This window comes from Allosphingosinicella vermicomposti (genome assembly GCF_003012815.1).
Taxonomy (GTDB): Bacteria; Pseudomonadota; Alphaproteobacteria; order Sphingomonadales; family Sphingomonadaceae; genus Allosphingosinicella; species Allosphingosinicella vermicomposti.
The window spans coordinates 204,483-217,851 of sequence record NZ_PXYJ01000004.1 but is presented as its reverse complement, the minus strand read 5'-3'; the positions used below and the strand labels follow the sequence as shown (position 1 = coordinate 217,851).

13 protein-coding genes and 1 tRNA gene are annotated in these 13,369 nt (G+C 59.0%); 9 read left to right on the top strand and 5 right to left on the bottom strand.

Annotated features, from left to right (window positions below; all coding sequences use genetic code 11):
- Positions 1-150 precede the first annotated feature (150 nt).
- Both C7I56_RS12185 and C7I56_RS12175 read right to left on the bottom strand, forming a co-directional pair.
- Positions 151-360 carry a hypothetical protein gene (locus C7I56_RS12185; protein WP_106640887.1) on the bottom strand — a complete coding sequence of 70 codons (210 nt, stop codon included), beginning with the start codon at positions 358-360 and terminating at the stop codon, positions 151-153.
- Positions 361-1,273: 913 nt separating this feature from the next.
- On the bottom strand, positions 1,274-2,554 hold the full coding sequence (locus C7I56_RS12175) for an AAA family ATPase (protein ID WP_106640885.1): 1,281 nt from the start codon (positions 2,552-2,554) through the stop codon (positions 1,274-1,276).
- Positions 2,555-2,754: 200 nt separating this feature from the next.
- Here C7I56_RS12175 and acnA point away from each other — a divergent pair, with 200 nt between their 5' ends.
- Together acnA and C7I56_RS12165 are read left to right on the top strand one after the other, a co-directional pair.
- Complete coding sequence (gene acnA, locus C7I56_RS12170) at positions 2,755-5,445, top strand: aconitate hydratase AcnA (RefSeq protein ID WP_106640884.1); 2,691 nt, start codon at positions 2,755-2,757, stop codon at positions 5,443-5,445.
- Positions 5,446-5,447: 2 nt separating this feature from the next.
- On the top strand, positions 5,448-5,714 hold the full coding sequence (locus C7I56_RS12165) for a CBU_0592 family membrane protein (RefSeq protein ID WP_342587713.1): 267 nt from the start codon (positions 5,448-5,450) through the stop codon (positions 5,712-5,714).
- Here C7I56_RS12165 and ygfZ read toward each other — a convergent pair.
- On the bottom strand, positions 5,680-6,390 hold the full coding sequence (gene ygfZ, locus C7I56_RS12160) for a CAF17-like 4Fe-4S cluster assembly/insertion protein YgfZ (protein WP_106640882.1): 711 nt from the start codon (positions 6,388-6,390) through the stop codon (positions 5,680-5,682). The genes C7I56_RS12165 and ygfZ overlap by 35 nt on opposite strands.
- 112 nt (positions 6,391-6,502) lie before the next feature.
- Here ygfZ and C7I56_RS12155 point away from each other — a divergent pair, with 112 nt between their 5' ends.
- Complete coding sequence (locus tag C7I56_RS12155; protein ID WP_106640881.1) at positions 6,503-7,828, top strand: dihydroorotase; 1,326 nt, start codon at positions 6,503-6,505, stop codon at positions 7,826-7,828.
- 112 nt (positions 7,829-7,940) lie between these two features.
- Here the strand turns inward: C7I56_RS12155 and C7I56_RS12150 are convergent, their stop codons facing one another.
- Positions 7,941-8,720, bottom strand: coding sequence for a DUF1134 domain-containing protein (locus tag C7I56_RS12150; RefSeq protein ID WP_106640880.1), 780 nt, complete (start codon positions 8,718-8,720; stop codon positions 7,941-7,943).
- A gap of 178 nt (positions 8,721-8,898) precedes the next feature.
- Here C7I56_RS12150 and C7I56_RS12145 point away from each other — a divergent pair.
- The 6 genes from C7I56_RS12145 (at position 8,899) to C7I56_RS12430 (ending at position 12,526) form a co-directional block, all read left to right on the top strand.
- Positions 8,899-8,988 (top strand) — tRNA-Ser (locus tag C7I56_RS12145).
- Positions 8,989-9,175: 187 nt separating this feature from the next.
- On the top strand, positions 9,176-9,403 hold the full coding sequence (locus C7I56_RS12830; RefSeq protein WP_106640879.1) for a helix-turn-helix transcriptional regulator: 228 nt from the start codon (positions 9,176-9,178) through the stop codon (positions 9,401-9,403).
- Positions 9,400-9,735, top strand: a complete 336-nt coding sequence (locus C7I56_RS12135) for a hypothetical protein (RefSeq protein WP_106640878.1) — start codon at positions 9,400-9,402, stop codon at positions 9,733-9,735. The genes C7I56_RS12830 and C7I56_RS12135 overlap by 4 nt, the downstream gene beginning before the upstream one ends.
- Entirely contained in the window at positions 9,732-10,580 is an 849-nt protein-coding gene (locus tag C7I56_RS12130; RefSeq protein WP_106640877.1) for a bifunctional DNA primase/polymerase, read from the top strand. Before C7I56_RS12135 ends, C7I56_RS12130 begins: the two co-directional genes overlap by 4 nt.
- The gene (locus C7I56_RS12125; protein ID WP_106640876.1) at positions 10,570-12,102 is read left to right on the top strand and encodes a YfjI family protein; all 1,533 of its coding nucleotides are present in this window, start codon (positions 10,570-10,572) and stop codon (positions 12,100-12,102) included. The genes C7I56_RS12130 and C7I56_RS12125 overlap by 11 nt, the downstream gene beginning before the upstream one ends.
- Positions 12,092-12,526: a hypothetical protein gene (locus C7I56_RS12430; RefSeq protein WP_158703134.1), complete on the top strand. Its 435-nt coding sequence runs from the start codon at positions 12,092-12,094 to the stop codon at positions 12,524-12,526. The genes C7I56_RS12125 and C7I56_RS12430 overlap by 11 nt, the downstream gene beginning before the upstream one ends.
- Before the next feature lie 9 nt (positions 12,527-12,535).
- On the opposite strand, the gene C7I56_RS12115 is transcribed toward C7I56_RS12430, so the two are convergent.
- The gene (locus C7I56_RS12115) at positions 12,536-13,309 is read right to left on the bottom strand and encodes a hypothetical protein (protein WP_158703133.1); all 774 of its coding nucleotides are present in this window, start codon (positions 13,307-13,309) and stop codon (positions 12,536-12,538) included.
- Between the last annotated feature and the right edge of the window lie 60 nt (positions 13,310-13,369).

Genomic DNA, 13,369 nt, shown 5'->3' with positions numbered 1-13,369 from the left:
TCAGAATGTCTGTTCGGACATATGGAGCGCCCCCTGATTTTAGGGGCTTATGCGATAAGACGTGCTATACTTGAGTCAAGCGATACCTATGCTAAGGGGATAGACCCCAACTCGTTTCAGGGTCCATGCCGGAGAAAGGCCTGTTGCCCGCTAGATGGATGCTGAAACAAGCCTGTCCTGAGCGCCGCCGAAGGGTTCAGCATGACGGCGTGAGGTCCCCCGCCCGCCCAGAACATAGAGCATGGCAAGCGTCGCCCGCAGCGAGATCGGCCGCCCCTGCGGCCCCTCACGGCACTTCATCACCATCTCGTCGAGGGCGATTAATCCAAGCAAAGCAAGCTGATCGCGGTCGAGTCGCATGAGCAGAACATAGCGGGAGCATTCAAAAAGGATAGGCAACCCTGTTCGCCCGCCATTAGGCTCTAAGGAAGCTATCTATCCTTTGCATGGCAGGCATACTTTGGATCGAACCCGCGCAGGCAAATATCGAGCCTGTTATGTGGCGTGACGCTTCTTCAAAAGGTATTTTGAGAACGGCCGCCAGGGCCCCAATCAGATCCTTACCCTGTGCCCAATGAACGTCTGATAAACTTATGCCGTCCAAAGATTGTTGAGCGGTCGCAAACTGAGCCCGCGCGCTAACATCAGACTGAGCATTGCTATGACACGCGCCAACCAACTTCTCGATGTCGACGTCGCAGGTAAAGCCCGAACCCTGTAAATACCTACTAAGTCTTTCTCTGCGCTTTTCGCCGAGCGTTCGATTGACAGGGAGATTTAACGATGCGCGCTGGCTTGCGGCTCGAATGCCCTTTAGGGGCTTACAAATCCGGATAAGCGCCTCCAGGAGGCGAGCGGCTCCGTCCTCGTCGCCTATGCCGAAGATAAGCGCTATATGGCTTAGCGAGCAATCATTTAGGACATATGACTCGAAGTCGCTTAAATCGGTTAAGATTATGTCGTCTCTATGAGTCCTAGGCATGAAACGGTCCAAATCCGCATCAACTAGATAAAGTACTCTTCCTAAGAGTTCAGCCTCCGCACCCAAGTGATCGGCTAACCACAACAGCCTCCCTCTACTTCCACCGAGTACGGTAGCGGGAATGTCGATCTCATCAACCGGCAACACCGATGCATTGCACCGTTCAGAAAGTGGGACCAAATTCTTAAAAAAGATCAAATCCCGTATACCCTCGACGAATAACATTGTTGCCAAGGGGTCTTGGCAACAAAGCATATATTTTTATTCGTCGAGAGGAAGTCGCGACATACCTTAGTCAATCGACGACAGGGTCTGTACCGCAAATCTTTGAGACGAAGAAATTGCGGTGGAATGAGTACTTAAGAAAAACAGGGGAGATGCGCCTGACGCACATTTGGACAAAGCACCTATAAGCCGCCTCTGCCAACTTACGTGTAGAGACAGCTCCGGCTCATCGATCGCTATTATTGTTCCCGTTCTTTCGCAAAGAAGTGCCGCAACCATCATATATAGGAAATGAAACTCACCAGAACTAAGATCTTTCTCTTTCAATCCTTCGCCCGAGGTCCCTATAATTTCGAAGCCGTGTCTGTAGGAAATTCTTATCTTTTTCCCAACGAAGAATTCGTCCATGATTGTCTCAAACAACGACAATCTCAGCGCTATTAATTGGCGCGCTTCGTGCCTACTTTCATGTATCTCGATGTAGCTTGCAAGCAGAGCTAAGATGTGTTGGTCGGACTTATACGAGTCGTTACGCAAAAGATTCGCAAGCGTTTCGAGTTCTTTCTCATCGGTCTGAAGACCGAACCGCGAGATCTCGATACTGCTGTAGAGCACGCGATTGATTCGGCCTAAAAGGGTATCGGCATCATAGCTTTCTTGAATATTCGAAAATTGCTTTAAAATCCTGGGTAAGAGTTCTAATTCTTCGGCCTGAAAAAAACGCCGATAATTCACCTGCGCATCTCTCAAAAAATCACGCACACGCGCGGCCAAGGTTTTATCTTTTTTCTTATGCGTGAACTGACCCGTTTTTGAATCGTAAATCAAATCATCAGAGGACTTCGTTTCTACAACTATCGACCGATCAATTGTTAACAGCTCGAAGTCTACACTTTTAAGTAAAGGAAGAGCATCTTCGCGATATGCAGTTATCGCCGCCTCTTGTTCACTAGTATAAACACCAGACTCACGCACCCTTGCGAGTCGAACTACATGATGACGAAATGTCGCTACAATCGGGAATTCCGGATTTGATATATCCGATGATATGCCAAGTATATCGCCATTTGAAAGCTCAAGCTCGGCATTATGGAATGGAACTTGACGAAAAATATCGAAATTGAGCGCGCTGGTAATGCCGGCAAGCATTTTCATTATGGTTGTCTTGCCGGTGCCGTTCTGCCCTTCCACAATAAGTATTTCCGGGGCTGACGCCGTGGGTGACATTTGTGGGAAATTTATTGTATGGTTTAGATAGCCGAACAGGCCAGTTATTGTGAACCGTTTTAAGCGAATTGCCGTTTCGCCTCGTTCAATGGCTTCGATGTCGCCGTCGCTTATGGCCATTTTGCTTCTCTCAAATTTGGTTACTCTGTAGCACAGATTAGTACCCCATCTAGCCCTAACGTTATTTGTGCGTTTCGGTTTGCTGCGCCTAGTGTTGGCGCTCCCGACCCTTCCCCCATCGCCCCACCCTTGCTAAGGCGCCCGCAAATCCACGGGCGGCGCGCCCACTGACGCGACGCCCCTTCCGATAGGAGTCGCAGATGACGCAGGTTGGCCAGAACACACTCAACACCCGCTCCACCCTCGATGTCGGCGGCAAATCCTATGCTTATTACTCGCTGAAGAAAGCGGGTGAGGCGCTGGGCGATGTGTCGCGGCTTCCCTTCTCCATGAAGGTGCTGCTCGAAAACCTGCTCCGCTTCGAAGACGGTGTCACCGTCTCCCGCGACGACATTCAGGCGATCGTCGATTGGCAGCAGGACAAGGGCGCGAACCCGCGCGAAATCCAGTATCGCCCGGCCCGCGTGCTGATGCAGGATTTCACCGGCGTTCCGGCCGTGGTCGATCTCGCCGCCATGCGCGACGCGATGAAGTCGCTCGGTGGCAATCCGGAAAAGATCAATCCGCAGGTGCCGGTCCACCTCGTCATCGATCACTCGGTGATGGTCGACGAATTCGGCACGCCCAAGGCGTTCGAAAAGAATGTCGAGCTCGAATATCAGCGCAACATGGAACGCTATGAGTTCCTGAAATGGGGCAGCCAGGCGTTCGACAATTTCAAGGTCGTGCCGCCGGGCACCGGCATCTGCCACCAGGTGAACCTCGAACATATCGCGCGGACCGTCTGGTCGTCCAAGGATGCGAGCGGTGAGGAAGTCGCCTATCCCGACACGCTCGTCGGCACCGATAGCCACACGACGATGGTGAACGGTCTTGGCGTGCTCGGCTGGGGCGTCGGCGGGATCGAGGCCGAAGCCGCGATGCTCGGCCAGCCCGTCTCCATGCTGATCCCGGAAGTCGTCGGCTTCCACCTGACCGGCGCCTTGAAGGAAGGCATCACCGCCACCGATCTCGTCCTCACCGTCACGCAGATGCTGCGCAAGAAGGGCGTGGTCGGCCGCTTCGTCGAATTTTACGGCCCGGGCGTGTCCGCTCTGTCGCTCGCCGATCGTGCGACCATCGCGAACATGGCGCCGGAATATGGCGCGACCTGCGGCTTCTTCGGCATTGACGGCAAGACGCTCGACTATCTCCGCCTCACCGGCCGTCCGGCGGACGAGGTGGCTTTGGTCGAGGCCTATGCCAAGGAACAGGGTTTCTGGCTAGGCGAAGGCGCCGCGGACCCCATCTTCACCGATACTTTGAGCCTCGACATGGGCAGCGTGGAGCCCTCGCTCGCGGGCCCGAAGCGCCCGCAGGACAAGGTGCTGCTCTCGAGCCTGGACGAGGAATTCCGCGTCAATCTCGAAAAGGAATATGGCCACGCGCAAAGCGAGCTTGGCGAGCGTCACGCGGTTGCGGGCACCGACCATGATCTTGGCCATGGCGACGTGGTGATCGCGGCGATCACGTCCTGCACCAACACCTCCAACCCGTCCGTCCTCGTCGCCGCGGGCCTCGTCGCCCGCAAGGCGCGGGAAAAGGGGCTGGACAGCAAGCCGTGGGTGAAGACCTCGCTGGCGCCTGGTTCGCAGGTTGTCACCGATTATCTGGAGCGCAGCGGCCTTCAGGAGGATCTGAACGCCATCGGCTTCGATCTCGTCGGCTATGGCTGCACCACCTGCATCGGCAATTCGGGCCCGCTGCCCGAACCGATTTCCAAGACGATCCACGCGAAGGACCTGGTCGCCGCGTCCGTCCTTTCGGGCAACCGCAACTTCGAAGGCCGCGTCAGCCCGGACGTGCGCGCCAATTATCTCGCTTCGCCGCCGCTCGTGGTCGCTTATGCGCTGAAGGGCACGGTGACGCAGGACATGGTCACCGCGCCGATCGGGCAGGACCAGCAGGGCAACGACGTGTTCCTGAAGGACATCTGGCCGACGAACGAGGAAGTGCGCTCGCTCATCGACCGCTACGTAAACGCCGAAATGTTCTCCACGCGTTACGCCGATGTCTACAATGGCGACGTAAAGTGGCGCGCTATCCCCGTATCGGGTGGCGATACCTACGCATGGTCGCCAACTTCCACCTACATCCAGAACCCGCCTTATTTTGAAGGCATGACGATGACCCCCGAGGGCGTGGAAGATATTATCGGCGCCCGTCCTTTGGCCATCTTCGCGGACTCCATCACCACCGATCACATCAGCCCCGCGGGCGCGATCAAGGCGGATAGCCCGGCCGGAAATTACCTGTCTTCTCATAAGGTTGAGCGGACGGATTTCAACAGCTACGGCGCCCGCCGCGGCAACCACGAAGTCATGATGCGCGGCACCTTCGCCAACATCCGCATCAAGAACCAGATGACCCCCGGCATCGAGGGCGGGGTGACGAAGCACGTCCCAACCGGCGAAGTCCTCCCCATCTACGACGCCGCCATGCGCTACAAGGAAGAGGGCACCCCGCTGGTGGTCCTGGCCGGCAAGGAATATGGCACCGGCTCCTCCCGCGACTGGGCCGCGAAGGGCACCAACCTCCTCGGCGTCCGCGCCGTCATCGCCGAAACCTACGAGCGCATCCACCGCTCGAACCTGGTCGGCATGGGCGTTCTCCCCCTCCAGTTCCAGGGCGATGATAACCGCGAGTCGCTGGGTCTCACGGGCGAGGAAACCTTCACCATCCTCGGCGTCGCGGACCTCCAGCCGCGGCAGGACGTCACCGTCCTCGTTACCCGCGCCGACTGCTCGACCTTCACCTTCAAGGCGCGCTGCCGGATCGATACGGTGAACGAGCTCGAATATTATCGCGGTGGCGGCATCCTCCACTACGTGCTGCGCAACCTCGCGGCCTGAGCGTGGCGGATATCCTTGTCGAGGTCGCGGGATGGGCAGGCGCGCTGCTCATTCTCGCTGCCTATCTGCTCCTGACCGCGGGCCGCCTTCACGGCAGCTCGCCTGTCTATCAGGGGATGAACGTGCTCGGCGCCGCTGGTTTCATCGTCAACAGCGCGTGGCATGGCGCGATGCCCTCGGCGATCCTCAACGTCGTCTGGATGGGGATCGGCCTCACCGCCCTCGCGCGGATCGTCAGGAAAGAGCGGGCTTCAGCCAGTCCGGAATGATCGCGTCGCCAAGGTCTTCGACCCGGCGATGCTCCACCGCGAGGCCGACCTCCGGATAGTGGATCCGCGTTCGCTCGCCCGACGCGTCGGCGGGGACGACGATAAGGCGCCGGTTCACCTTCGAGCGATAGTTCATGCGGGCGGTATTTTCCTGGCCGACATAGCAGCCCTTGGTGAAGCTGACGCCGTTGAGTTCCGCCGCATTGCATTCGAGCCAGAGTGTCTTGTCCTGCCCCAGTTCCGCGACGCCTTCGGTCACGCCGAGACGCAGGCGGTGTTCGCGCCAGCCTTCCGCCGCTTCGCCCGGCGCCGCGATCCAGCGATGGCCGAGGGCAGGGAGGCGCGGATCGAGCGGGTCTTCGCCCTCCAGCGACCAGTGCACCGCCAGCGACTCGTCGCGTGTAATCGCGATCGGGCGGCGCAGGCGGTAAAGGCAGAGGCGCTTGATCAGCGCATCGGCCTGATCCGCCTCGCAGTCGATCAGCACATCCTCATCATCGGCCCAGAGGAGGAAGTCGAACAGAGCCTTGCCCTGCGGCGTCAGAAGGGCTGCCCATAGCGGCTCGTCTTCCGCGAGTTCGTTTACCTCATTCGTGACGAGGCCTTGCAGGAAGCCGCGCACATCTTCGCCGGTAAGGCGGATGACGGCGCGGTCGATGAGGGTGGTTCCGGGCATGACGATGAGTTAGGGACTCATTCGCCCAAGATAAAGCCGTTCGCATCGAGCGAAGTCGAGATGCGTTTGTGCGGGCGCCCCTCGACTTCGCTCGGGACGAACGGAGAAGCCTGTGCCGACTTATGATCTGATCCTGAAGAACGGCACCGTCTGGACTCCGGGCGGCCCCGCTGAAACCAGCATCGGCGTCCGCGACGGGAAGATCGTCGAGATCGGCGCCAATGGAGATGCGGCCGAGACGATCGACTGCGCGGGCCTCACGATCCTCCCGGGTGTGATCGACAGCCAGGTCCACTTCCGCGAGCCCGGTCTTGAGGCCAAGGAAGACCTTGAAAGCGGCAGCCGTGCCGCGGTGCTGGGCGGCGTCACTGCTGTGTTCGAAATGCCCAACACCAAGCCCAATACAGACAGTGCCGAAGCTCTTGCCGACAAGCTCGCTCGCGCGAAGGACCGCATGTGGTGCGACCATGCGTTCTACGTTGGCGCCACATCGGCCAATGCCGATCAGCTGAAGGAATTGGAAAGGCTCCCAGGCGCGGCGGGCGTGAAGATCTTCATGGGCGCCTCCACCGGCGACCTGCTCGTATCGGAAGACAGCGAACTCGCCCGCGTTCTCGCTTCAGGCAAGCGCCGCGTCGCCATCCATGCCGAGGACGAAGCGCGGATGAATGCGCGTCTCGGGGAGCGGATCGAGGGCGATCCATCGTCACACCCGGTCTGGCGCGACGATGAAAGCGCGATGCTGGCCACCCGCCGGATCCTGAAGCTGGCGCGGGAAGCCAGGCGCCGTATCCACATTCTCCACGTTACCACGCCCGCCGAGCTGGAACTCATCGCGCAACACAAGGACATCGCTTCCTGTGAGGTGACGCCGCAACATTTAACGTTGGCAGGGGAGGAGGCCTATCCTTCGCTCGGCGCCTATGCCCAGATGAACCCGCCCATCCGTTCGGGCCTACATCGCGACGGCCTCTGGCATTGGCTCAATCAAGGGGTGCCCGACGTGATCGGCTCCGACCACGCGCCGCACACGAAAGAGGAAAAGGCGAAGCCCTATCCGCAGAGTCCGAGCGGCATGCCCGGCGTGCAGACTTTGCTGCCGCTCCTTCTAGATCATGTCGCGAACGGCCGCACCACGCTCCAGCGGGTCGTGGATCTCACGTCGGCAGGCGCCCAGCGCATCTTCGGCATTGTCGGCAAGGGCCGTATTGCTGCGGGCTATGACGCCGACTTTACCATCGTCGATCTGAAAGCGCAGTGGACGATCGAGGAAAGCTGGCTTGCCTCACGGTGCGGCTGGTCGCCCTTCACGGGCAAGCGCCTCACCGGCAAGCCCATCGGCACGATCATCCGCGGGAGAAAGGTAATGTGGGACGGCAGCCTTGCGGAGCAGGCGCATGGGCGCCCGCTACGATTCGAGAGCGTCGACTTCAGTTAAGGCTGAAAATTCAACATCCCCACTCCGCTAGTCCTGAGCTTGTCGAAGGACGGTTCCAGCTGGAACGGGCTTCGACAGGCTCAGCCCTGGCGGCGGTAGGTAGGCTAAGAATTTAAAGCGGAAACCAGCGGCTGGTTTCGGTGAACTTCATATAGCCCGCATTGACGCCCAAGCGCACGCCGACGCCCATGCGAATCGGGATCAGCACCTTGTCGCCGTGGCGCAGGTAGGATGCGGTGAAGCCGCCGACGACATAGGCATTGCCCTCGACCGCGCCGAAGCGCTTCATCATGTCGAGCTTATCGTTGACGTTATAGACGAGGACGAAGACCTTGTTGGCGTCCGCGCCGAAGTCGAGCCCGACCGATGGCCCGGTCCAGTAGATCGGGCTGTCGCCCTGCACCTGATGATGGAGGGTGCCCGATCCGTAGCGCAGGCCGACAACGATCGCGCCGCCCGCTTCGCGGCCGGTAATGTAGGCAGTAGGCTCACCCTGCTTGCTGAGGATGTTCTCGATAAGGCCAGCAAGACCTTCGGCCCCGCGTCCGAACACGCCCTCGGCAGCCTGAAACACGTTGGCACGCGGGACAGCGGTGCTGACCGCTTCGCTCGCACGATCGGCGGCATTGCCCGAAGGGGTGGCTGTCATCGGTTGAGCGGGTACCGCATCCGGCACACCTGAATCGACCGGCACATAGTCGCCGCTGGAGGAGGAAGCCGGTGCCGGGTAGGTGGATGGATAGGAGCTTTGCGGCGCCGTTTGCGCGCCGCCGTCGACGGCAGGCTCATATTCCCCGGCATCGTTGGGATCGATCGTCGTCACCTGGGCCAAAGCCGGGCTCGACAGCGCCAACCCCGCCGCCGCAGCGAGCTTCCACAATACAGCCTTCATCGATCAGCCTCCCCGGCATAAATTCCGCTGCGCAAGGTTAACCTTGTTCATGCTTTCGCCGCAATGAACGGGCGGTGAGCCGAGTCGATTGAACGGCGGAACGTTGCGTGGAAAAGGCGTGACAAGGGCAGTTGAACAGCGCGACGACCGCCGCTATAGCCGCGCTTCGGCGCTTTCCGGAGACGTGGGTGAGTGGCTGAAACCAACGCTTTGCTAAAGCGTCATACGGGAAACTGTATCGAGGGTTCGAATCCCTCCGTCTCCGCCACATACTATTGAAATCATAGTATTTTTTGGTGCCCGGGAAAGTCCACCCATCAATAGGCCCATCAACGATTTTTCGTTGATCGGACGATTTTGCGTGAAATTTCTGTCGTGATTTTCACGCAGGATTCCGAGACGGCTCACCGCTTCTCACCTTACCCCATGGCGCGTCACTGCATGGAGTAACGCGCATGTCACCCACAAACTCGTCCCAATCTCTACCTGAAGTCGGGTTTATTCGGCAGGCCCAATTGATCCCGGCCATCGTCCCGTTCAGCAATGCTACCCTTTGGCGCAAGGTCAAGGACGGCACTTTTCCAGCGCCAGTGAAGCTTTCACCGCGCGTCACCGCGTGGGACGTTCGCCAAGTGCGCCAGTGGATTGAGACTTGCGCCGCTGAAGCCGGGAAAGCGGCATGAAGCTCCCCGTCTTCCTTCAATCAACGCACCCGGCCATTGCTAGTGATAGGGCATTTTTCGCCGCGAATCCCCGGCGCCGCTTTCGGGCAAGGAAGTTCTCGCCGAACGAACTTGGCTTTCCCGATAACTGCTTGTTGTTTGCTCCCGGCGAGAATGGCGAAATCGGCGAATTGGATTTGGTGATTTTGCAGCAGATTGAACGCGGGCGCTTGCGCTGGCATTTCGTCAAGCCTTTGCGCGTGTCGTTGAACACCGACGCCGAAATTGAAGCGTTCTTGCGATCACGCGGAATTTGTCCCGTTCGCCGCAAGCGGTTGAGGCGACGCGCATGACCTCGACCAATGGCAACCTTGCCAGCATTTATGCCCATTTCGGCGTGCCGGTGTTCCCGTGTCGTGAAGCTGGCGACCGGGCTAAGAGTCCCTATGTCGCCAATGGCTATCATCAAGCCAACGCCCATCCCGATCTGTTGAAGGTTTGGGCGTCAATGTATCGTGGCGCGCTTTATGGCTTGCCGTGTGCGCCAAACAATCTGTTCGTTCTTGATGCTGACAGGCACGGGAATGGCGATGGCATTTCCAATGTGATGGCGGTTTTTGCGCGCTATGCGTTTGATTGCCAGTCTGTCCCCGTTGTTCAGACGCCCGGCGATGGTCTGCACTTCTTATTCCAGAAACCAGCTGGCTTGGGGAAAACCAAGGGCAAGATTGCTGAAGCCGTGGACGTGCGGGACAATGGCTACATCATCGCGCCCGGCAATACCCTGCCAGACGGGCGACGCTATACACTGGTGAATGGATCGATTGAGCAATTGGCCGCTGCCATTGCCAGCCGCTCGTTGCCTTTGATGCCTGAATGGTTGGTGGCGATGGCGTTGCAGCCATATCGCGCGCCAGCGTCGTTACAAGCCCCAGCCAATGCTGAAGCCGCGACCAATCAATTGCGCGGCTTGGTGCAAGCCGTGATTGGCGCACCATCCGGCAACCGAAACCGTTTGCTGTATTGGGCGGCATGTCGGCTTGGCGGCCTTGTCAGTCATGGCATTGTCGCCGACGAAGCCGCTTTGCCGCTGCTCATAGAGGCGGGGCAGCAAGCTGGATTGGGGATTGGCGAAGCCACGGCAACCGCCTTGAGCGGCCTTCGCCAAGGCCAGATGGACGCAGCCCATGGACGCTAACCCGGCTAATCCTGCTAATTGGACCCGCACCGATGCCACCGCCTTTGTTCAAACGCAGGCCGGGGAATTGGCCGTTCCACCCGAAAAGCGCCCCCTGTTCCGCGAACTGCCAGCCGCGCAACCGTTCCCAATTGAGGCATTGGGGCCGCTGGTGGATGCCGCGCTAGCCATCCACCATAAGACGCAAGCGCCCTTAGCCATGTGTGCCCAATCGGCCTTGGCAGCCGCAACGCTGGCCGCACAAGCCCAACGCGATGTGATTTTGCCCGGTGGCGGGCGAAAGCCGCTAACCGCCATATTCGTGACGATTGCGGAGAGCGGCGAACGGAAATCCAGCGTTGACCGGGTGGCGCTTGCCGCCGTCTATCAGGTTGAACAGGAATGGCGGCAACAGTCGGAAGGCGAGCGGCTGGCCTACATGAACGCCAAGGCAGCATGGGATTCGGCGCGCGAAAAGGTGAAGCGGGGCAAGAACGACATGGCGACCATGCGTGTCGCTCTTGATGCCCTTGGGGCGGAGCCGAAGCCGCCGCCGCATCCCATGTTGCTTGTCGCAGACCCGACGCCGGAAGCCCTGACGCTACACCTCGCCCAAGGCCGTCCCATGGCTGGCGTGTTCACGGCGGAAGGGGGTTTGCTGATCGGCGGTGCGGCCTTCAACGATGAGGCAAGGATGCGCACCGCAGCGCTGTTCAACACGCTATGGGATGGCGATCCCATTCGGCGGTTGCGTGTCGGCACGGGTGAAAAGTTCCTGCCGGGACGGCGCTGTTCAGCGCATGTTATGTTACAGCCAGTGGTGGCAGATACGCTTTTCGGCGACACCATGTTTGACGGCATCGGTTTGTTGGCCCGCATGTTGATCGTCGCGCCAAACAGCACGGCGGGAACCCGGTTTTATAAGGAACCGGGCATCGGCACGGATACGGTGCTGACCGACTACAACAATCGGCTGGCCGATTTGCTGAAGCGCCCGTTTGTCACGCGCCCGGATATGCCTGACGCCTTAGACCCATCACCTATGTGGCTGCATCCGGACGCCAAGCCGATTTGGATCAAGTTTCACGATGAATGCGAACGGGCCATCGCGCCGGACGGCGGGTTATCGACGATCCGCGCATTCGGGGCGAAGCTGGCCGAACACGCCGGGCGACTGGCGGCTGTGCTAACCCTCTATGACGACACCGATGCAATGGAGATACCCGCCATCGCCATGCAATCCGCCGTCACGCTCGCCACCTATTACGCGAATGAGATGTTGCGGCTAAACGGTGGGGCGACGGTTTCGCGCGAACTGCGCACGGCGCAACGGTTGCTGAACTGGTGGCAGGTCCAGCCGAACCCCGTCCTGCATCTGGCGACGATCTATCAATTCGGCCCAGCAGAATTGCGCGATGCGAAAGCTGCACGCGCTGCTGTTACAGTCTTGGCCGAAAGTGGCTGGGTCGAACGCTTGCCACCTAACACGGTTGTTGATGGCAAGCCGCGCAAGGACGTGTGGAGGCTGTTCCATGAGCAATGACAATTCCGGCTGGCCAGATTATCCACTTGCCCCAACCCAACCCAATACGGAATTAGCGCCATTAGCTCCTTTAGCAGACGGCGAAGTCGTGGGCCGCGACGCGCGAGGCCGTTTTATATCGGGGAATATCGGTGGAGGACGGCGAAAGGGCAGCCGCAACCGGCTCACTGAAACCTTCATTGCCGCCATTGAATGCGATTTTGCCGAACACGGCCCGGATGCACTGGCCAAGCTTCGCGCCGATGATCCAGCGGCGTATCTGCGCATCGTGGCGTCTTTGGTGCCCCGCGATTTGATACTGAAGCGGGAACAAGCGGAAGATTATTCCGGGCTTAGCATAGGAGAATTGGAGGAAATCTTGGAGCGGGAAAGGCACAACGGCATGGTGGCAAAGTTAGTCCAACAGGCCCGCCGAGGATATTAGCCCCTCAACTCAGATCATTCCGTTCAAATGCGCTGCCCAAAGGTTGAGGGTAGAGCTTGCTTGATCCAATGCGTTCCAAAATGCTTGCGGGTCTTTCGCGATTTCTTCGCCGATATGCTTGCCTGCGCCACCGATCACGCCAACCACAAGCGCACCTGCCCCGGCCTTGATCCAGCCGAAAATCCTGTTGGCCAATCGCTTGAAAGCGCCTTCGGCCCGTTCAATCACTTCGGCGTTAGCGGTGTTTGCCCTGTCGGGTTTGCCAAGTTCAGCGCGCACTTCGGCCACGCTGGCCTCCGCCGCCGCTAAATCTGCATCGTCAGCGCCAAGTCGGAATTCGTCAGGTGGCCCATTGTGTCCGATCTGCGGTGCACGGTTGCGCCAATAGGCAATATGCTGCTCGATCCGATCAAGTTGCCCGCCGAGGGTGGCAAGCTTGGCCTCTAGCTCCTCTTCATAATCGTGTTCGTCCGGCTCATCATCCGGCTGAATTCTGCTGCCAGACGGTGCCCAATCAAATAGGCCATCAGATTGAATTTCGCTCGCCGCGCGGGAGATAAGTTCGTCGCCCGCTTCGGGAAAAGCACTCCATAGCTCTTCGTTGGCATCGAACGGGCCGCCCCAAATGTATTGGTAGCCGCCTTCCCTGCCATCATATGGCGTTTCCATAGCGGGATCTTCGAAGTTGGCGTGAAACCACTCCACCATTGCTTCAACAGCCCCATCTTGATCTTCCCAATCTATTTCCGGCGACTCGGAAGGAGGCTTCAATTCAAGACCCATGCGATCCCCCGCATTCTCGATGTTACGGATGTGAACCAGAGCCGCTCTGAAGGCAACCCG

Excerpts from the sequence above, each read along its gene's own strand:
- C7I56_RS12115 (WP_158703133.1), bottom strand. The coding sequence starts at position 13,309 with ATGGGTCTTGAATTGAAGCCTCCTTCCGAGTCGCCGGAAATAGATTGG.
- C7I56_RS12150 (WP_106640880.1), bottom strand. The coding sequence starts at position 8,720 with ATGAAGGCTGTATTGTGGAAGCTCGCTGCGGCGGCGGGGTTGGCGCTG.
- C7I56_RS12430 (WP_158703134.1), top strand. The coding sequence starts at position 12,092 with ATGAGCAATGACAATTCCGGCTGGCCAGATTATCCACTTGCCCCAACC.
- C7I56_RS12185 (WP_106640887.1), bottom strand. The coding sequence starts at position 360 with ATGCGACTCGACCGCGATCAGCTTGCTTTGCTTGGATTAATCGCCCTC.
- acnA (WP_106640884.1), top strand. The coding sequence starts at position 2,755 with ATGACGCAGGTTGGCCAGAACACACTCAACACCCGCTCCACCCTCGAT.
- C7I56_RS12130 (WP_106640877.1), top strand. The coding sequence starts at position 9,732 with ATGACCTCGACCAATGGCAACCTTGCCAGCATTTATGCCCATTTCGGC.
- C7I56_RS12830 (WP_106640879.1), top strand. The coding sequence starts at position 9,176 with ATGTCACCCACAAACTCGTCCCAATCTCTACCTGAAGTCGGGTTTATT.
- ygfZ (WP_106640882.1), bottom strand. The coding sequence starts at position 6,390 with ATGCCCGGAACCACCCTCATCGACCGCGCCGTCATCCGCCTTACCGGC.
- C7I56_RS12135 (WP_106640878.1), top strand. The coding sequence starts at position 9,400 with ATGAAGCTCCCCGTCTTCCTTCAATCAACGCACCCGGCCATTGCTAGT.
- C7I56_RS12125 (WP_106640876.1), top strand. The coding sequence starts at position 10,570 with ATGGACGCTAACCCGGCTAATCCTGCTAATTGGACCCGCACCGATGCC.
- C7I56_RS12175 (WP_106640885.1), bottom strand. The coding sequence starts at position 2,554 with ATGGCCATAAGCGACGGCGACATCGAAGCCATTGAACGAGGCGAAACG.